An 18,510-nucleotide genomic window follows, 5' to 3' on the forward strand; every position below is an offset into this window, starting at 1 on the left:
TTCAGCGTCTCCCGGCTTCGAAATCGCCCAGCAAGCCGTAAGGCCTGAAGAACAGAATGGCGAGAATGAGTGAGAAAATGATGGGTTCGGCGTAGAGGCTTGAACCGTAACCGGCCACCAGGGCTTCGACGACCGCGATCATCACGCCACCCGCCGCCGCTGCGAATGGGCTACCCAGCCCGCCGAGAATGGCTGCCATGAAACCTTTGACCGTCAGCGTCACCCCCATACCGACCTGCCCGCCGAGCAACGGACCGATTAAGATCCCGACCATGCCGCTGATCAGTGCGCTAAAGACGAAGCCGAAACGCACGACACGGTCGGCACGAATGCCCATCAGTGAAGCGATCCTGGGATTGACGCCGGTAGCACGAATGCACAAGCCGAACGACGTTCGGTACATCAGGTACCAGGTGAGCAGCAGTAAACCGGCGAACACCCCGATGATCGCCAACTGCTGCGCGTTGGTCATCAGCGGGCCCAGGTTGAGCGCCTGAAGCGAGAACACGTTAGGCACCGCCAGTTGCAGCGGCCCCCAGATCAGCAAGGCAATCCCCGTCGCGATGATCGCGGCCGCCAGAGTGCCGATCATGATGGTCAGCGGTGCCGCCCCGCGGCGTACCAGCGGCTGATAGACACCCAGCTCCAGCACGAGTGCAGCCAGAACCACCACCACGAGAATTGCGCCGATGGCCGCCCAGGTGGGCAAATGCAGCGTGACCATGAACAGGATCGCTGACATCACGCCGAGCATGACGAATTCGCCCTGGGCAAAATTGATCACCCGGTTGGTGCCGTAGATCAGTGAGATCGACAGCCCCACCAGCCCGTACACGCTGCCATTGGTCAGCCCGGCCAGAAGAATGACGCCTATCTGTTCCATAGAAATGTTCCTTTCAGGAAGCTGGCTGCGCAGACGCAGCCCATGCAGGCAGGCTCAGGAGCCTGGTTTGAATGTCGCCAGATCGGCAGCCACCAGGTGCTTGCCTTTGTCAGCGACTTGGACGAAGACGAACCAATTCTGATCGGGTGGTCCGTGGTGGCGGTCGGGCCCGAATTGGTAGGTGGCCCCTGCATGACCCTGCAGCCCTTGATAGTTACCGTTGCGGATCAGTGCATCGCGAATCGCCACGCGGGCATCCGCCAGCTCATCCGCTGCCAGGGCCTTTTGCACGGCAGGGTCGGCGATCGCCTGAAGGAACATCTTCGCCGCGTCATACCCCAGTACGGGATACATCGTCGGTTGCGCCTCCCCGAAACGGGTCTTGTAGCTGTCGAAGAACTTCTTTACGTCCGGCCGCTGCATGTCCACCGTGTTCGGCACCAGCACGCCATCGCTGGCATCGCCCGCCAGTTCGCGCAACGTGTTGAGCAGCGCACTGCGGGCAACGATACGGGGCAGGCTAATGCCTTGCTGCTGCAGGGTTCGTAGCACGCGGGCACCATCGGCGGCGTATGGGAACACCACGATGACATCCGGATTGGCACTGCGCAGGCGGCCGATTTGCGGCGAAAGATCGGTGGCGTTGATGTCGTAGGTCTGCTGAATCACCACCGGTACACCACTGGTTTTTAACGCAGCCTCGGTGGCGTGGGCACTGTCGGTGCCGAAGGGCAATGAGTTATTGATCAGCGCAACCCGCTTGAAGCCCTGCCTGGCGATCAGTTCGGCAATCGCAGCGGCATCCTGAGCATTACGTGGGCCGACGCGAAAGTGAAAGGGTGCAGGCATATCGGTGAGATTATCAGTGCCGGCCGAAAGCATCAGATAGGGAATTTCATATTCGGATGCGACGGGAATCATTGCGGCGGCAGGCGCCGAAGGATTACCACCAACGATGGCCAGCGCCCCGTCATCCTCGGCACAGCGGCTGGCGAAGGTTGCGGTGAGTTGCGGGTCGGTCTTGCCGTCGTAGGACACCACTTCGACTTTCTGCCCGTTGATACCGCCGGCATCGTTGATCTCGGAAACAGCGATCTGGAAACCGTTGAAGCTCTGTATTCCGGTGTCAGCCGCGACTCCGCTGCGATCGTCGACATAACACACTCTCAGCGGTGTGCCAGCCCAGGCGGCACTACCCATTGAAGCCAGGACACATAGCAGTATGGCGCGCCAGGACGGCGTAGGATTGCGGACCACGACAGGGTCCTGGTTTGTTGTCTTGTTCATTGTGACTCCATTTATTGTTATTGGATGCTTCACAACAGAATGCAATGGATCAAAGGGTCATTGGATGAACCTTTGAAAAGAATGCGACAGGAGTTTGGGGTTGTCAACCATCAGATAGGTTCACGAAACCGGCAATGCCTTGCGTGCATAGCGATGACTGAACCAACTGCCCAGGCCGCTCAAAGCGATCACGCTCATGCCGATCAAGGCGCCAGCGTCGGGTATGTGATCGAAGAAAAGCGCACCAAAAAGGCCGGCAAAGAGAATCTGCAAGTAGCTGAAAGGCGCGAGAATTATCGGCGACGTGAAACGATAGGCCTGGGTCAGCAACAAGTGGCCAGCGGTGGCGATTGTGCCTTGAGTGAACATGGCCGCCAGGTGCAAAGGGGCGGGTATATCGGTCCAGAAAAAAGGCACCAGCACGCTCATGCTCACCACACCGACGGCACCGGAAATCATGTTGCTGGTTGTGACGTTGTCCCGCGTGCCGATCAGTCGAGTGATCAGTTGATACAGCGTGAAGCACAACGCAGCGCCCATTGGCAGCAACATGCCGGGCGTCAACAGCCCTCCACCTGGGCGAACAATGATCAGTACACCCAGGAAGCCTGCCACCACCGCCAACCACTGCCCCGTCGATGCCCGTTCACCCAGGATATGGCTGGAGAACAACGTTACCAGCAGCGGCGCAATGAACAGTACCGCCGTTGCTTCCCCTAACGGCAGATACCGAGTACCGCTGATAAACAGCAACCCTGCGCCGAGTAACCCGAAGGCCCGAAGCAGCTGCAAACCCGGACAACTGCAATGAAAGATGCGCCAGCCTTCGCGGGGCAACAGCCAGCAACCGAGCAGTATCGTGGTGACGGTAAACCTCGCCCAGATCACCACAATGGCGCTGTGGTAGGGCGTGAGGAACTTGGAAATGCTGTCCAGGGACGCGAAAAGCAGCACCGCTACACAACACAACGCGATGCCTTTGAGGGGTCGGGATTGCGACATATGGTTAGCTCCCGCCGCATTCTGGCGACGACAAGGGAAGACACTTAATGGCTGCCAACGCCAGGCCCTGGCAACGCCGCCGAAGAGACCTGGACAAGTCCTCGCGGCATACATTTTTATATGGTTCAACCATTTAATGGTTGACGCGATAACCGCTGTTGTCAATCGCCCTTTTAATAGCTCTGGTACGAGAGTGCGTAGCTGAACGGTGACCTCTGGTTCACAGCGCCAACCATCGCCCCATACACAACTGAAATTTTCGCGGCTAGAATACAATGGATGAACCAATGGATTATTTATAACCCTATTTTCTGACTGAAAGAGGCATCGGACTTGAACAACAATTCGTCACGCTCACTCCCGGTTTACGTGCCGGTCCAGACCAAGCGCGCCTTTGAAGAGGTGGCCGAGCAAATACGCGAGCAGCTCTCGCTGGGCCTGCTGAAGCCCGGTGACCGTCTGCCCCCTGAACGTGAATTGGCAGAACGGTTCGGGCTGTCGCGCAACACGGTTCGCGAAGCGTTGCGAGCACTGGAGATGTCAGGGCTATTGGAACTGCGCAAGGGCGCCACCGGCGGCGCATTCATCCGCGAAGGTCAGAGTGATGCGGTGATCAGTGGCTTCAACGATCTGTACCGACTGGGTTACATCCTGCCGGACGATCTTGCCGAGGCGCGTCTGATCGTCGGCATCGAAATCGCTCGACTGGCCTGCCAACGGGCCACAGAAGAAGAGATGGCTGCGCTCGATGAAAACCTTGACGCCAGCGACCTCGCCGCCGCGAGAGGTGACGACGCCCTGCGGCTGCAAGTGAACTTGAACTTCCACGCGCTGATGGCGAAGGCCGCACGAAACCCGGTGCTGATTATCCTCATCGACGCACTCAACGACATCCACCAGCAGTTACTTCGGGTCATGATTCCGGCGGAAAACACCCGAATCGTTGCGGCGCGGCGCCGGATCGTGCGGCACCTGCGGGACAGGGATGAAGACGGAGCGGTTCGCGAGTTGCGTGAGCACTTGATCGCCCTGCGCAAGTATTACAAAGCGCAAGAATCGCAAAGCGTCGCTGACGCGGCTGACAATGCCGAAGTTGCAGAGGCCCAGCCCTAAACGGCCTGGTCATGACCATCCAGCGTTTCCAACCTGATAGAGACGCAGCTGTTGGCCACTGGCACTTAAAACAAAAACAAGAATGCCACTTCATGCCTGCAAAAACCGGAATGCCGTAGGACTCCGTCTTCCACTCAGCAGTAAGACGGGTGAAGCCCCCCGTCCTGCCATTATTCGTGGTGATGATCGTCGTCAACCACATCGACCGGGTCAACATCGCCCTTATGCGCAACCACTGGAGATCAACCCAGGTCTCGGCGCGGCGGCTTGCCAGTTCGGTGCAAGCTTATTCTTTCAGAGCGATGCCTTTTTTGAAGTCGTTGCCGCTACGCTCTTGGCGTAGTCAGTCGCGATCTTCGAAGTCACGCATGCCTATGCAGTCCCGCCGCTGGCAAGACGTGCGGCTTCAAATCGGGCGACGCTCTCAAGATAGGCGCTCAACCCGCCAACAAATGCTCAAGAAACAGCCCCGCCGCCATCGACAACCCTTCCCGTGATCTCACGCACACGCTGAGCTCTCGGGTGGCCCACTCTTCGTTGAGCGGCACGGCCTTGGCCCCGCGCAGTTTGTAAATCTCCACACTGCCCTCGGGCATGATGCCGATGCCGACGCCGGCCTGGACCATCAGGCACAGGGCGTCGTAGCTGGAGACCTCCATGCGGATTTTCAGGGAGCGGCCGAGGTCGTTGGCGGCTTTGATGAGCTGGAAGTTGAGGTGGGTGCCGCTGCGCAGGGTGACGTAAGGGTGGTCGAGCGTTTCATTGAAGGTGATGCTTTTGCGCACGGCCAGCGGGTGATCGTCGGGCACCAGCAGTACCAGTCGATCGGTCCGGAAGGGGAAGACTTCGATGTCAGCGCCGTGGGGCAGGCGGGTGAAGATGCCGATGTCGGCGCGATTCTCGGCGACGGCTTTGGTGATAGCCAGACTTTGTTGTTCTTCGAGGCTGATGTTGATCAGCGGATATTGCGCGATGAATGAGGCGATCAGGCCGGGCATGAACTGGGTAATGGCCGAAATGTTCGCCAGAATGTTTACCGAACCGCGACGGCCGTGTGAGTAGTCGCGCATTTGTACGACGATTTCGTTGAGGTTGTTCAACGCACTGCGTGCCATGAACAGCAGCGACAGCCCCGCGTCGGTGGGGGTTATGCCTTTGTTGGTGCGATTGAGCAGTTTGGAGTCGAGCAGTTCTTCCAGTTCGCTGAGCCGCTTGCTCACAGCCGCCGCCGCAATGTGTTCGCGCTTGGCGGCCGCGGCGATGGTGCCTTCTTCGACGACACTGACGAAGAGGCGCAGCGAAACGGGGTCGAGCTTCATGAGAGGTACCGGACGTTGGCCTGCGTGGCCACCATAGTACCTCGTCACGCAGGCACTCAGAATGCGCCGGACAACAGATGACCGGCGTTTGGCACCTGCGCCTTGAGGCCAAGGGTTTTCAGCATCTGGTAGACGGTGGCGACGGAGGCCGACAGCACCGGTTTGTCCAGGCGATCCTGTACAACCTGGATCGCCGGCAGTGAAGGCATTTGCACGCAGCATGACAGCACCACGCCGTCGGCTTGTCCGATATTGAGCTTGTCGGCGTGGGCCACCAGGTTCATCGGGTCCAGACGACCGACTTCAAGGTTGTCGGACACTTCCAGGCTGATGGAGTCGACGACTTCGATACCGGCCGCTTCGATGTAGTCGATGACCTGTTGGGTCAGCGGCTTCATGTACGGGGTGATGATCGAGACCTTCTTGTAGTCGAGCATGTGCAGGCTGTCGATCAGCGCTCCGGCCGAGCTCAGCACCGGCGCGTTGGATTTATTGCCGACGACGGTTTTGCCCAGTCGTTCTTGCGAGACTTTGTGGTAACCCGCGCCCTGACACATGATCGCCACCAGGCAGGCATAGGCCATGACGTCCACCCGCGCATCGCTCAGTTCCAGCGCGCAGCGGTCGCTGTCGATGTCCATCTTTTTCAGCTCCTCGGGGCTGACGTGCATCATGCGCATGCGCGAGGAGTGGAAGGTGAAGTGCTCTTCCGGGAACAGCGAGTAACGCGAGGTCAGCATCGCCGGAATTTCGGTTTCCATGGTGGTGTTGGAGCTGGGGACGATCTGGCCGATTCGAAAGTTTTTCATGGGCTCTCCTTTCATTTCGCAGGTAGCGACGGGGCATGTGCGACCGATGTTAGGAGGGGTAACCGGGGACGTACATCAGGCATTGGCGAGCTTGCCATCGCGGATGGCGATGGCAGCAGACTGAGGCAGATTCAATTTGGATTTCCGTTTTACCTGTGCGAGTGAGCTTGCTCACGAAACGGTAAGCCCCTGCGCCACAACTCCAGCGGCAGAACTCAGCATTCGTGAGCAAGCTCACTCCCACAGGGCAACGCCAGAATGAAGCTATGCGTTGCGTGCCAACTGCGCATTGGCCAGCAGTATCTCGGCAAATTCCGACGCAGCCCCCAGCAACGGCTCACCTTTGCGGGTAAGAATTCCATAATCCTGCGGCGCCAGTTTCAACGGGGTATTGAGCACTTTCAACAGCCCGCTTTCCAGATGAGGCTGGGCCATCGAGGCGGGCAGCATGGCGATCATCGGGCCGGATTGCAGCACTTGCAGGAAGGTCTGCATCGAGATGGTGTCGATGGTGTTTTGTGGCGTGGGGATGCCCGCCTTGGCGAAAGCCTGCTCCATGCGCGCGCGAATCGGGGTGCCGACCGGATAGAGAATCCACGGCCAGTTGCCCAGTTCCTGCAGCGGCGTTTCCGCACGCTCGGTCAGCGGGTGGCGGCTGTTGACCACCATGCAGAACGGCTCCGGCGCCAGCGCTTGAAAATCATAGACCTGCTGTTGGTTTTCGTCGGTGTAGCGGGCCACGGCCAGGTCGAGTTTCTTGTCGTCGAGCATGTCCATCAAGTGGTCGCTGGTCTGCTCGACAATCTCGATAGACAACAACGGCCAGCGCTGCTTCAACTGCACGATCGCGTCCGGCAGTACCACCGCCGTCGCCGCAAAAATCGCCCCCACCTTGAGGAAGCCATGCCCGCCCTCGCGCAGGCTGCTGATCTGGTCGACGAACTTGTTGGCGTCGTTCAGGGCGATCTGCGCATAGCGCACCACATGTTCACCCAGCGCGGTCGGCGGCATGTTGCGCGGCAGACGCTCGAACAGATCGAAACCCAGCAGGCGCTCGATCTCCCGCAGCATTTTGCTGACAGCGGGCTGACTGAGGTTCATGTGCAGCGCGGCGGCGTGCATGTTGCGGGTTCGCGCCAAGGTGTCGATGAGCACCAGATGCTTGAATTTGAGCCAGTTACAGACCGTCGAGAAGGAAATATCGGACATGGGCAGCCTCGAATCGCGATAACCCAGTGTTATCGATAATTGAGCAGATGTCATTGGAGTTTATCGCCCTCGCTGATTAGGGTCGGTACAAAAGCACAAGAACCTTCGAGGATTGCCCCATGCCTATCCAGCTCACCCCCGAAAACACGCTGCCTGCCGATGGCCTGAGCGGCACCTTGATTGGCCGCGCCTGGGTCCCCGGCAAAGTGGGCGGGCCATCAACGGTGGTGCTGCGCGGCGATGGGGTGTTCGACCTTTCAGAGCGTTTTGCGACCTTGAGCGAACTGCTGGAATCCGAATCGCCGCTCAAGGCTGTGCGGGAAACCCAAGGCACATTGATCAGCAGCCTCGAAGCGCTGTTGGCAAACTCGAACGCCAGCCCTGACACCGGCAAAGCCTTCCTGCTGGCGCCTGCCGACTTGCAAGTGATCAAGGCCGCGGGCGTGACCTTCGCGGCGAGCATGATCGAGCGGGTGATCGAGGAACAGGCCGCCGGCGATCCCGCCAAGGCCGAAAGCGTACGCGCCATCGTGCACAACGCCATCGGCGACAACCTGCGCAGCATCAAACCTGGCTCCGAACAGGCGAGCAAGCTCAAGGCCCTGCTGATCGAGCAGAAGATGTGGTCGCAGTACCTGGAAGTCGGCATCGGTCCTGATGCAGAGATCTTCACCAAGGCGCCGGTGCTGGCGGCGGTCGGCAGTGGCAGCCAGATCGGCATTCACCCGAAATCGGAATGGAATAACCCGGAGCCTGAAGTGGTGCTGGCGGTCAACAGCCGCGGGCAGATTCACGGCGCCACCTTGGGCAACGACGTCAACCTGCGTGACTTCGAAGGCCGCAGTGCCCTGCTGTTGAGCAAGGCCAAGGACAACAACGCCTCGTGCGCGATCGGGCCGTTCATTCGGCTGTTCGATGAGACGTTTTCGATGGACGACGTGCGTAATTGTGTCGTCGATCTGCAAGTGAAAGGCAGCGACGGTTACGTGATGAAAGGCTCGAGCTCGATGTCGCAGATCAGTCGAGATCCTGAAGACATTGCCGCGCAGACGCTCAACGAGAATCATCAATACCCGGACGGTTTCCTGCTGTACCTCGGCACCCTCTTCGCCCCCACCGAAGACCGCGATCACGTCGGCGGCGGCTTTACCCACAAGTTGGGGGATGAGGTCAGCATCAGCAGTCGTCTGTTGGGCAGTCTGCATAACGAGGTGACCCATAGCAGTCAGGCGACGCCGTGGACGTTTGGGGTGGGGGCGTTGTTTCGCAATCTGGCGACGCGAGGGCTGATTCAGCGCTGAGCTCACTTTCACATCTAATTACAAGAGAACTCCGACCATGCCCACCACGCCCAAACGCCCCCTGCGCAGCCAGCAATGGTTCGACGATCCCGACCACGCCGACATGACCGCACTCTACGTCGAGCGCTACATGAACTACGGCTTGACCCGCGAGGAGCTGCAATCCGGCCGGCCGATCATCGGCATTGCGCAGACCGGCAGCGACCTGGCTCCGTGCAATCGTCATCACATTGAACTGGCGCAACGGGTCAAGGCCGGGATTCGTGATGCTGGCGGGATTCCGATGGAGTTTCCGGTGCACCCGATGGCCGAGCAGACCCGTCGTCCGACGGCGGCCCTGGATCGCAATCTCGCTTATCTGGGGCTGGTGGAAATCCTCCACGGCTACCCGCTCGACGGCGTGGTGCTGACCACTGGCTGCGACAAGACCACTCCCGCGTGCCTGATGGCCGCAGCCACCACTGACCTGCCTGCGATTGTGCTGTCCGGTGGGCCGATGCTCGATGGTCGTCACAAGGGCGAACTGATCGGCTCCGGCACCGTGCTCTGGCATGCGCGCAACTTGTTGTCGGCGGGCGAGATCAATTACGAAGGCTTCATGGAAATGACCACCGCCGCCTCGCCTTCGGTGGGTCATTGCAACACCATGGGCACGGCGCTTTCGATGAATGCGCTGGCCGAAGCGCTGGGTATGTCGTTGCCGGGTTGCGCAAGCATTCCAGCGGCCTATCGCGAGCGCGGCCAGATGGCTTACATCACCGGCAAGCGTATTTGCGATCTGGTGCGTGAAGACGTGCGCCCGTCGCAGATCATGACCCGCGAAGCCTTCGAGAACGCCATTGCCGTCGCGTCTGCGCTGGGGGCGTCGAGCAACTGTCCGCCGCACCTGATCGCCATCGCACGGCACATGGGCGTCGAGTTGAGTCTGGAGGACTGGCAGCGCATCGGCGAGGACGTACCGTTACTCGTCAATTGCATGCCGGCCGGCAAATACCTCGGCGAAGGCTTTCATCGTGCGGGCGGCGTACCAGCGGTAATGCACGAACTGCAAAAGGCCGGAAAGCTGCATGAGGAATGCGGCTCGGTGTCCGGAAAAACCATTGGCGAGATCGTGCGCAATGCCGTGGTGCACGACGCCGATGTGATTCGTCCTTACGAAGACCCGCTCAAGCACCGCGCCGGTTTCATCGTGCTCAGCGGCAATTTTTTCGACAGCGCGATCATGAAGATGTCAGTGGTCGGCGAGGCCTTTCGCAGGACCTATTTGTCCGAACCTGGCGCGCAGAACAGCTTCGAAGCGCGGGCGATCGTCTTCGAGGGCCCGGAGGACTATCACGCGCGCATCAACGACCCCACGCTGGAAATCGACGAGCGCTGCATTCTGGTGATTCGCGGCGCAGGCACCGTGGGTTATCCCGGCAGCGCCGAGGTGGTGAACATGGCGCCACCTACCGAGCTGATCAAACGCGGCATCGACTCGCTGCCCTGTCTGGGGGATGGTCGCCAGAGCGGGACATCGGCCAGCCCATCGATTCTCAACATGTCACCAGAAGCGGCTGTTGGTGGCGGTCTGGCGCTGTTGAAAACCAACGACCGTCTACGCGTGGACCTGAATAATCGCAGCGTGAATGTGTTGGTCAGCGACGAAGAAATGGCCGAACGCCGCGCACACTTCGAACCGAAGATGCCGGCTTCGCAAACGCCTTGGCAGGAGCTGTATCGGCAGTTGGTGGGGCAGCTGTCCACCGGTGGGTGCCTGGAACCGGCGACACTGCATTTGCGGGTGATTGCCAGGAGCGGCGAGCCGCGGCATTCGCATTGAGGAGCGCTGAAACGTCTGTAGCACGAGCCATTGAGGGAGTGAGCTTGCTCCGAAGGCGGATAAACAAGCGAGGAAGATGGATGACCGTACCGCTCTCTCCGTGAGCAGGCTCACTCCCACAGGGACCGTGTCTGCTGCGCTATCGGCGGCACGACCCCACAGCAATTTGCATTCAGCGTCACAACAACCTCGGCAGCCCCTCCTCCATCACCACGAACCGGCTCTTGAGCATCGAATGCAACTGCTGCACCGCAGGCGAAAACTGTTTGCGGTGCGGGTACACCAGATTCAGCGGCGCGGGCTCACCGGGGTAATCCGGCAGCAATAATTCCAGGCGCCCGGCGAGCACGTCGTCCCGCACGTCGACCCACGATTTATAGGCGATGCCTTCGCCCGCCACAGCCCAGCGCCTTACCAGATCGGCGTCATCGGTCAGCAGCGGGCCGGACACCGTGAACACCCGCCCACCCACCGGCCATTTGTCATAGATCCGGCCGTGGAGGATGTACAGCAGACAGTCGTGGCGCAGCAGATCGTCCGACTTCATCGGCCGCCCTTTGCGCGCCAGATAGTCCGGCGATGCCACCAGCACCCGACGATTCCACGGTGCCAGCGGCATGGCGATGTAGTTGGCGTCTTCGATTACCCCGTTGCGAATCGCCACATCCACCGGGTCGCGAAACATGTCGGCGAGCTGGTCGGAGACGAACAGGCGCAAATTCAGCGCCGGGTGCTGCCGACGAAACCCGGTCAGCCACTTCAGCATCACGTTGCGCCCCAGGTCCGAAGGCATTGCCACCTGCAGCGTGCCTTGCAGCTCGGCGCTTTCGCGGTGCAGTTTCTCGCGGCCGTCCCTCAGCGCATCGAGCACGGTTTGCGCCGTCGGCAAGTATTGCTCACCTTCGGCAGTCAGGCGCAGGCTGCGGGTCGAACGGGCGAACAGGCGGATGTCCAGGTCGCGCTCCAGACGCTTGATCGCCGCGGCCACTTGCCCCGGCAGTAGATCAGCTTCACGTGCGGCATTGGAAAAACTGCCCAGTGCTGCTGTCCGAACGAATAGCGCCAGATCGTCGATGCGGATCATTTTCACTCCAGTTGTGAAAGTGTTGGCGCATTGTGCGGGTTTTTCTTGTTGATGGAGAAGACCAAGATAGGCCCACCTTTCAGCGAGCAGACTTTTCAGCTCACTCGCCCTCAACCATTAAGAGAGAACGCCATGAAAGCCATCGCCTTCACCCAACACGGCCTGCCCATTGATGATCCCAAATCGCTGATGGACATGGACCTGCCCAAGCCAGCACCCGGCCCGCGTGACCTGCTGGTGGAGGTGCGCGCCATTTCCGTCAACCCCGTGGACACCAAAATCCGTGCTGGCTCAGCGGCGACCGCCCCCAAAGTGGTGGGCTGGGATGCCGTCGGCGTCGTGCGCGAAGCCGGCAGCGAGGTCACGCTGTTCAAGGCCGGTGACGAGGTGTTCTACGCGGGCTCCATCGCTCGTCCGGGGAACTACAGCGAATTTCACCTGGTGGACGAGCGCATTGTCGGGCGCAAACCCAAATCCATCGATAACGCCCACGCCGCTGCGCTGCCATTGACGTCGATTACCGCATGGGAACTGCTGTTCGACCGCCTGGGCGTACAGGAAGGTGCTGGCAAAGGCGACAGCCTGCTGATCATTGGTGCGGGCGGCGGCGTGGGTTCGATCCTCGTCCAACTGGCACGTCGATTGACCAGGTTGACCGTCATCGGCACGGCATCGCGCCCGCAAACACAAGCGTGGGTCAAAGACCTGGGCGCGCACCATGTGATCGATCACAGCCAGCCGCTGGTGGCACAACTGGAGAAAATCGGCGTCGGCCAGGTCAGTCATGTTGCGAGCCTCACTCACACCGACAGCTACTTCACACAACTGATCGAGGCGCTGCGCCCACAAGGCAAACTGGCATTAATCGACGACCCGAAAACCCTCGACGTGGTGCCGATGAAGCGCAAGGCGCTGTCGCTGCACTGGGAGCTGATGTTCACCCGATCGCTTTTCGAAACGCCGGACATGATTGCCCAGCATGAACTGCTCAACCGCGTGTCGAGCCTGATCGACCAGGGCGTGCTGAAGACCACGCTGGGCGAGCATTTCGGGGCGATCAATGCCGAGAACCTGCGCCGCGCCCACGCCGTGATCGAAAGCGGCAAGGCCAAGGGCAAGATCGTGCTCGAAGGCTTCTAAACCAACCGTTCAACCGACTGGCTGCATGTGAAGATCGGCGCTACGTCGGCGCCGACTCACTGCTGCGTTACATCCGCCCGCCGGCACCTCTCATTTGCCCCAATGCCGTCGCTCTGCTAGTGTCGCGCCGGTTTACCGTCTACCGGGATAGCCGCCATGGCCCGCAAGAAAGCTGCACTGGATTTCGAACAGTCCCTCACCGATCTGCAAACGCTGGTCGAGCGTCTGGAGAACGGCGAGCTGTCGCTGGAAGATTCATTGACCGCCTTCGAACAAGGCATCCGCCTGACGCGTGAGTGCCAGAGCGCGCTGGCGCAGGCCGAACAGAAGGTCCAGGTGTTACTGGAGCGCGATGGCGAGCTGGCCGAGGAACCCTTCGACGCGGAACAGCCAGAATGATCGCCGAGTATCAGGCCCTCAGTCAGGCGCGCGTCAATGCAGCGCTTGAAAACCTGTTCAATGCCCCTTCCGCCGAACTCACCCGCCTCTATCAGGCCATGCGCTACAGCGTCACCAACGGCGGCAAGCGCGTACGCCCACTGCTGGTTTACGCCGCCTGTGAAGCGCTGGGCGGCGATGCAGAGCGGGGCAACGGTGCAGCCTGTGCGGTCGAGCTGATCCACGCGTACTCGTTGGTCCACGACGATCTGCCGGCCATGGACGACGACGATCTGCGTCGCGGCCTGCCCACCACACACAAGGCGTTTGATGAAGCCTGCGCGATCCTCGCTGGCGACGGTCTGCAAAGCCTGGCGTTCGGCGTGCTGAGCGACGGCAAGCTCAACCCACAAGATGCCGAGACACGCCTGAAAATGGTCGCCGTCCTGGCTCACGCCGCTGGCCCTGCCGGCATGGTCGGCGGACAAGCGATCGATCTCGGTTCGGTGGGCCTGAAGCTCGACCAGACCGCGCTGGAGTTCATGCACCGGCACAAAACGGGCGCTCTGATCGAGGCCAGCGTCAGGCTTGGCGCTCTGGCCAGCGGCCACGCCAGCCAGGTTCAGCTCGACTCGCTGCAGATCTACGCACGCGCCGTCGGTCTGGCATTTCAGGTGCAGGACGACATTCTCGATGTCGAAAGCGACACCGCGACCCTCGGCAAACGCCAGGGTGCCGACATCGCCCGCGACAAGCCGACCTACCCGGCTTTGCTGGGCCTGGAAGAAGCCAAGCATTATGCGATTGAGCTGCGAGATCAGGCCCTGGTGGCGCTGCGACCTTTCGACGCGGCCGCCGAGCCTTTGCGTGCATTGGCGCGTTATATCGTCGAACGCCGCAACTGATCGTCCGCCCGCGCTCTTGTCTGTGGCAGCGCGCTTGCGCCCGATTCATGGGTACATCAAACATATTTTCGTAGCCAGATGGATTTATCGCGGGCAAGCGCGCTCCTACAAAGGGTCAGGCCGTTGCATCCGGTCTCGCTGCCTGGATTTGAACATCCATCGGATTCAGTTCATGGGCAGCTCGCGATGCATCAGGTAAACTGCCGCCTCTTTCACTATAACGATTCGCCTGATGCCCACGACGTTCAAAGAGATTCCCCGCGAGCGCCCGTCCACGCCACTGCTTGACAAGGCAGCGACGCCGGAAGGCCTGCGCCGGTTAGGTGAAGCCGAGCTCGAAGCCCTGGCTGACGAACTGCGCCTGGAGCTGCTCTATACCGTTGGCCAGACCGGTGGGCACTTCGGTGCCGGCCTTGGCGTCATCGAGCTGACCGTGGCCCTGCATTACGTTTTCGATACCCCCGACGACCGGCTGGTCTGGGACGTCGGCCATCAGGCGTATCCGCACAAGATTCTCACCGGCCGTCGTGAGCGGATGTCGACCCTGCGCCAGAAAGGCGGCGTAGCGGCCTTTCCGCGTCGCGGCGAGAGCGAGTACGACACCTTTGGCGTCGGTCACTCCAGCACCTCCATCAGCGCCGCGCTGGGCATGGCGATTGCCTCCCGCCTCCAAGGCAGCGAGCGCAAGTCCATCGCTGTCATCGGCGACGGCGCCCTGACTGCCGGCATGGCATTCGAGGCGTTGAACCACGCCCCCGAGGTCAACGCCGACATGCTGGTGATCCTCAACGACAACGACATGTCGATCTCGCGCAACGTCGGCGGCCTGTCGAACTACTTGGCGAAGATCCTTTCCAGCCGCACTTACGCCAGCATGCGCGAAGGCAGCAAGAAGGTGCTTTCGCGCTTGCCCGGCGCATGGGAAATCGCCCGCCGCACCGAGGAATACGCCAAAGGCATGCTAGTGCCGGGCACCTTGTTCGAAGAGTTGGGCTGGAACTACATCGGCCCTATCGACGGCCATGACCTGCCGACGCTTATCGCCACCTTGCGCAACATGCGTGACTTGAAAGGTCCGCAGTTCCTGCACGTCGTCACCAAAAAGGGCAAGGGTTTCGCCCCGGCCGAGGTCGACCCGATCGGCTACCATGCGATCACCAAGCTCGACCCCCTGGACGCGCCCGCCGAGCCAAAAAAGGCCAGTGGACCGAAATATTCCGGTGTCTTTGGCCAGTGGCTGTGCGACATGGCGGACGCCGACGAGCGCCTCGTCGGCATTACCCCGGCGATGAAAGAAGGCTCCGATCTGGTCGCGTTCAGCGAGCGTTTCCCTGAGCGGTATTTCGATGTCGCGATTGCCGAGCAGCACGCGGTGACGCTGGCAGCGGGCATGGCTTGCGAGGGCGCAAAACCTGTGGTGGCGATCTACTCGACCTTCCTGCAGCGCGGTTACGACCAATTGATCCACGACGTCGCGGTGCAGAATCTGGACGTACTGTTCGCCATCGACCGTGCAGGTCTGGTCGGTGAAGACGGCCCGACTCACGCGGGCAGCTTCGACTTGTCGTTCCTTCGGTGCGTCCCCAACATGCTGGTGATGACCCCGAGTGACGAGAACGAACTGCGCAGGATGCTCAGCACCGGCCACTTGTTCAACGGCCCGGCCGCCGTGCGTTACCCGCGTGGCACTGGCCCGAACGCCGTAATCGACAGCGGGCTGGAACCATTGGAGATCGGCAAGGGCATCGTCCGTCGTGAAGGCAACAAGGTCGCGATGCTGGTGTTTGGTGTGCAACTGGCCGATGCGTTGAAAGTCGCCGAGAAGATCGACGCAACGGTGGTCGACATGCGCTTCGTCAAGCCACTGGACGAGGCTTTGGTCCGCGACATCGCCGCCCGCCACGATCTGCTGGTGACCATCGAAGAAAACGCCATCATGGGCGGCGCCGGTGCGGCGGTCAGCGAGTTTCTGGCGCGGGAAAACATTCTCAAGTCCGTGCTGCATCTGGGCTTGCCGGATGTTTACGTCGAACACGCCAAACCCGCGCAGATGCTCGCAGAATGCGGGCTGGATGCGGACGGGATTGAAGCGTCGATCAACAAGCGTCTGCAAAAGACTTGATCGCTGCACGCGCCTGCGATCATCTGCCCCCTTCGCTACTTAACGGATGTTGGATGACCTGTGGAGTGATCTTGCTCGCGAAGACTGACGTTCAGACGCTGAATATGCTGTAAATGTTCAGCCGCTTTCGTGAGCAAGCTCACTCCCCCAGTGTCCGCGTCGACCAAACTCTTTGCCGAACCTCATGAATTTTTCCCGCCTCGCGCTCGCCCTGTCCTTGCTGCCAATCCCCCAGGCCTTCGCCGACCTTCCGGATCGAGAAGATGCCTTGAAGCTGTCCGATGTCCTCATCAGCGCCAACCGTCAGGTCGAACAGCGCGATGCCAGCACAGCGGCAAACACGGTTTTCACCCGGACCGATATCGAGCGTCTGCAACCGACCGGCGTCACTGACCTGCTCAATCGCGTGCCGGGCGTGCAGGTGGCGCCGAGCGGCGGGCGCGGCAGTCTGCCGGGCATTTACATTCGCGGGACGAAGGCGGCGCAAAGCCTGGTGCTGGTCGACGGTCAGCGCATCGCCAACGCCACGTCCGCCGACAGCGCCCTGCAGTACCTCAATGTCGAGCAGATCGAGCGGGTCGAAGTGCTGCGTGGGTCGCGTTCGGTGGTTTACGGGGCCGATGCCATTGGCGGCGTTATCCAGATCTTCACCCGACGCGGCGCAGAACAAGGCCTGCAAGCGCGCCTGCACAGCGGCTTCGGCAACCGCGATACTTGGCAGAACAGTCTTGGCCTCTCGGGCGGCGACGAGCAGACCCGTTTCGACCTGAGCACCAGCCTGGACGAAACCGCAGGCATCGATCGCACCGGCCCCTCTTTCGCCAGCGATGCCGATCACGATGCCTACCGCAACAAATCCTACAGTCTGAACCTGAGTCATTGGCTGACCGATGACGTGGAAGTCGGCTTCAATGCCCTGGATAACAAGGGCAAGACTGAGTTCGACAACCCGTTCGGCCTGTTCGACCCGATCACCTTTAACAGCGTCGGCCAGCAGCAGTACAGCGATTTCGACCTCAGCAGTCTCGGCGCTTACATGGACGCCCGAATCAACGACCGCTGGAAAACCCGCCTTGAAGTGGGTCACAGCGAAAACCGCGAGAAGACGTACGACAAGCTCAGCGATGACCGCTACGTGTTCAACACCTATCGCGATTCGGTGAACTGGCAGAACGACCTGACGCTGAACGAGCGCAACAGTTTGATGCTCGGCGGCGACTGGTATGAGGATCGGGTCAACAGCAGCACGCCCTTCGACGAAGACAGCCGCTGGAACCGCGCGGCATTCATTCAACATCGTTTCAAGGGTGAAGGTTTTTCCACTGAACTGGGCCTGCGTCATGATCAGAACCAGCAATTCGGCAGCCAGAACACCTGGAGCGGCACACTGACCGTGCCTGTCAACGAGGCCAATGATGTGCTGCTTTCCTACAGCGAAGGCTTCCGCGCGCCGACATTCAATGATCTGTATTACCCCGGCTTCAGCAACCCGAATCTCAAGCCCGAGCACTCCAAAAGCTACGAACTGCAATGGCGCAGTCGCTTGAGCGACACCAGCAAACTCGAGGCGTCGCTGTACCGCACCGACCTGGAAGACGCAATTGCACTCGATAGCGACTTCCGGCCGAAGAACATCGGTTCGGCAAGGATCAACGGTTTCGAAGCGTCGCTTGAGCAACGACTGTTCGGCTGGACCGGCAGACTCGGCGGCTCGATCATCGATCCCCGCGACCGCGACACCGGACATACGCTCAACCGACGTGCACGCCGCACCGTGAATCTCGACCTCGACCGCCAGTTCGATCGCCTCGGCGTCGGCGCAAGTTGGCAGGCGGTGAGCAGCAGTTACAACGACGAGGCGAACACCCAGAGCATCGGTGGTTACGCGTTGTTTGGCCTGCGCAGCAGTTGGAAGGTCAGTGATGAAGTGAAGCTGGAATTCAAGCTGGATAACGCGCTGGACAAGCGCTACAGCCGCACGCTGTACAGCTTTGACGGGAACAATTATGGGTATCGCGAAGAGGGCCGGACCTGGATGTTGGGGATGACCTGGACACCAAGCCTGTGACGCAGGGTTCCCTGTAGAAGCGAGCTTGCCCGCGATTCAGTCCGTCAATTGGCACAGCGTCTTCAGAA

At 60.5% G+C, this 18,510-nt stretch carries 15 protein-coding genes; 8 read left to right on the forward strand and 7 right to left on the reverse strand.

Annotation, left to right across the window (positions count from 1 at the left end; genetic code table 11):
* Position 1 precedes the first annotated feature (1 nt).
* The 3 genes from CE491_RS13640 to CE491_RS13650 all read right to left on the reverse strand — a co-directional run bounded on the left by CE491_RS13640 (position 2) and on the right by CE491_RS13650 (position 3,172).
* Entirely contained in the window at positions 2-883 is an 882-nt protein-coding gene (locus CE491_RS13640) for a branched-chain amino acid ABC transporter permease (RefSeq protein ID WP_110948873.1), read from the reverse strand.
* A 54-nt stretch (positions 884-937) separates the two neighbouring features.
* Positions 938-2,170, reverse strand: a complete 1,233-nt coding sequence (locus CE491_RS13645) for an ABC transporter substrate-binding protein (protein WP_199885103.1) — start codon at positions 2,168-2,170, stop codon at positions 938-940.
* 120 nt (positions 2,171-2,290) lie between these two features.
* Positions 2,291-3,172 carry a DMT family transporter gene (locus CE491_RS13650; protein ID WP_110948875.1) on the reverse strand — a complete coding sequence of 294 codons (882 nt, stop codon included), beginning with the start codon at positions 3,170-3,172 and terminating at the stop codon, positions 2,291-2,293.
* Between the two features lie 333 nt (positions 3,173-3,505).
* Between CE491_RS13650 and CE491_RS13655 the strand changes: the two genes are divergently transcribed.
* Positions 3,506-4,285 carry a FadR/GntR family transcriptional regulator gene (locus CE491_RS13655; RefSeq protein ID WP_110948876.1) on the forward strand — a complete coding sequence of 260 codons (780 nt, stop codon included), beginning with the start codon at positions 3,506-3,508 and terminating at the stop codon, positions 4,283-4,285.
* Between the two features lie 437 nt (positions 4,286-4,722).
* On the opposite strand, the gene CE491_RS13660 is transcribed toward CE491_RS13655, so the two are convergent.
* From CE491_RS13660 to CE491_RS13670, 3 genes are all read right to left on the reverse strand, one after another.
* Entirely contained in the window at positions 4,723-5,604 is an 882-nt protein-coding gene (locus CE491_RS13660) for a LysR family transcriptional regulator (protein WP_110948877.1), read from the reverse strand.
* A gap of 56 nt (positions 5,605-5,660) precedes the next feature.
* Entirely contained in the window at positions 5,661-6,413 is a 753-nt protein-coding gene (locus CE491_RS13665) for a maleate cis-trans isomerase family protein (RefSeq protein WP_110948878.1), read from the reverse strand.
* 264 nt (positions 6,414-6,677) lie between these two features.
* Positions 6,678-7,622, reverse strand: a complete 945-nt coding sequence (locus tag CE491_RS13670; protein WP_110948879.1) for a LysR family transcriptional regulator — start codon at positions 7,620-7,622, stop codon at positions 6,678-6,680.
* A gap of 119 nt (positions 7,623-7,741) precedes the next feature.
* Between CE491_RS13670 and CE491_RS13675 the strand changes: the two genes are divergently transcribed.
* Together CE491_RS13675 and CE491_RS13680 are read left to right on the forward strand one after the other, a co-directional pair.
* Positions 7,742-8,923: a fumarylacetoacetate hydrolase family protein gene (locus tag CE491_RS13675; protein WP_110948880.1), complete on the forward strand. Its 1,182-nt coding sequence runs from the start codon at positions 7,742-7,744 to the stop codon at positions 8,921-8,923.
* A 37-nt stretch (positions 8,924-8,960) separates the two neighbouring features.
* Positions 8,961-10,745: an IlvD/Edd family dehydratase gene (locus tag CE491_RS13680; protein ID WP_110948881.1), complete on the forward strand. Its 1,785-nt coding sequence runs from the start codon at positions 8,961-8,963 to the stop codon at positions 10,743-10,745.
* Between the two features lie 178 nt (positions 10,746-10,923).
* Here CE491_RS13680 and CE491_RS13685 read toward each other — a convergent pair whose 3' ends face one another.
* Entirely contained in the window at positions 10,924-11,829 is a 906-nt protein-coding gene (locus CE491_RS13685; protein WP_110948882.1) for a LysR family transcriptional regulator, read from the reverse strand.
* A gap of 132 nt (positions 11,830-11,961) precedes the next feature.
* Here CE491_RS13685 and CE491_RS13690 point away from each other — a divergent pair, with 132 nt between their 5' ends.
* The 5 genes from CE491_RS13690 to CE491_RS13710 all read left to right on the forward strand — a co-directional run bounded on the left by CE491_RS13690 (position 11,962) and on the right by CE491_RS13710 (position 18,442).
* The gene (locus CE491_RS13690; RefSeq protein ID WP_110948883.1) at positions 11,962-12,969 is read left to right on the forward strand and encodes a zinc-binding alcohol dehydrogenase family protein; all 1,008 of its coding nucleotides are present in this window, start codon (positions 11,962-11,964) and stop codon (positions 12,967-12,969) included.
* A gap of 156 nt (positions 12,970-13,125) precedes the next feature.
* Positions 13,126-13,368, forward strand: a complete 243-nt coding sequence (locus CE491_RS13695; protein ID WP_062384761.1) for an exodeoxyribonuclease VII small subunit — start codon at positions 13,126-13,128, stop codon at positions 13,366-13,368.
* Positions 13,365-14,252, forward strand: a complete 888-nt coding sequence (gene ispA, locus CE491_RS13700; protein WP_110948884.1) for a (2E,6E)-farnesyl diphosphate synthase — start codon at positions 13,365-13,367, stop codon at positions 14,250-14,252. The genes CE491_RS13695 and ispA overlap by 4 nt, the downstream gene beginning before the upstream one ends.
* A 232-nt stretch (positions 14,253-14,484) precedes the next feature.
* Complete coding sequence (gene dxs, locus CE491_RS13705; protein WP_110948885.1) at positions 14,485-16,374, forward strand: 1-deoxy-D-xylulose-5-phosphate synthase; 1,890 nt, start codon at positions 14,485-14,487, stop codon at positions 16,372-16,374.
* Between the two features lie 184 nt (positions 16,375-16,558).
* Positions 16,559-18,442 (forward strand): TonB-dependent receptor domain-containing protein, encoded by a 1,884-nt coding sequence (locus CE491_RS13710; RefSeq protein WP_110948886.1) that lies wholly within the window; start codon positions 16,559-16,561, stop codon positions 18,440-18,442.
* Positions 18,443-18,510: the final 68 nt, after the last annotated feature.

This window comes from Pseudomonas bohemica (assembly GCF_002934685.1).
In the GTDB taxonomy this organism is placed as follows: domain Bacteria; phylum Pseudomonadota; class Gammaproteobacteria; order Pseudomonadales; family Pseudomonadaceae; genus Aquipseudomonas; species Aquipseudomonas bohemica.

What these genes read in the sequence shown, in the direction of transcription:
- CE491_RS13640 (WP_110948873.1), bottom strand. Translation starts at nt 883, where the DNA reads ATGGAACAGATAGGCGTCATTCTTCTGGCCGGGCTGACCAATGGCAGC.
- CE491_RS13645 (WP_199885103.1), bottom strand. Translation starts at nt 2,170, where the DNA reads ATGAACAAGACAACAAACCAGGACCCTGTCGTGGTCCGCAATCCTACG.
- CE491_RS13650 (WP_110948875.1), bottom strand. Translation starts at nt 3,172, where the DNA reads ATGTCGCAATCCCGACCCCTCAAAGGCATCGCGTTGTGTTGTGTAGCG.
- CE491_RS13660 (WP_110948877.1), bottom strand. Translation starts at nt 5,604, where the DNA reads ATGAAGCTCGACCCCGTTTCGCTGCGCCTCTTCGTCAGTGTCGTCGAA.
- CE491_RS13665 (WP_110948878.1), bottom strand. Translation starts at nt 6,413, where the DNA reads ATGAAAAACTTTCGAATCGGCCAGATCGTCCCCAGCTCCAACACCACC.
- CE491_RS13670 (WP_110948879.1), bottom strand. Translation starts at nt 7,622, where the DNA reads ATGTCCGATATTTCCTTCTCGACGGTCTGTAACTGGCTCAAATTCAAG.
- CE491_RS13675 (WP_110948880.1), top strand. Translation starts at nt 7,742, where the DNA reads ATGCCTATCCAGCTCACCCCCGAAAACACGCTGCCTGCCGATGGCCTG.
- CE491_RS13680 (WP_110948881.1), top strand. Translation starts at nt 8,961, where the DNA reads ATGCCCACCACGCCCAAACGCCCCCTGCGCAGCCAGCAATGGTTCGAC.
- CE491_RS13685 (WP_110948882.1), bottom strand. Translation starts at nt 11,829, where the DNA reads ATGATCCGCATCGACGATCTGGCGCTATTCGTTCGGACAGCAGCACTG.
- CE491_RS13690 (WP_110948883.1), top strand. Translation starts at nt 11,962, where the DNA reads ATGAAAGCCATCGCCTTCACCCAACACGGCCTGCCCATTGATGATCCC.
- CE491_RS13695 (WP_062384761.1), top strand. Translation starts at nt 13,126, where the DNA reads ATGGCCCGCAAGAAAGCTGCACTGGATTTCGAACAGTCCCTCACCGAT.
- ispA (WP_110948884.1), top strand. Translation starts at nt 13,365, where the DNA reads ATGATCGCCGAGTATCAGGCCCTCAGTCAGGCGCGCGTCAATGCAGCG.
- dxs (WP_110948885.1), top strand. Translation starts at nt 14,485, where the DNA reads ATGCCCACGACGTTCAAAGAGATTCCCCGCGAGCGCCCGTCCACGCCA.
- CE491_RS13710 (WP_110948886.1), top strand. Translation starts at nt 16,559, where the DNA reads ATGAATTTTTCCCGCCTCGCGCTCGCCCTGTCCTTGCTGCCAATCCCC.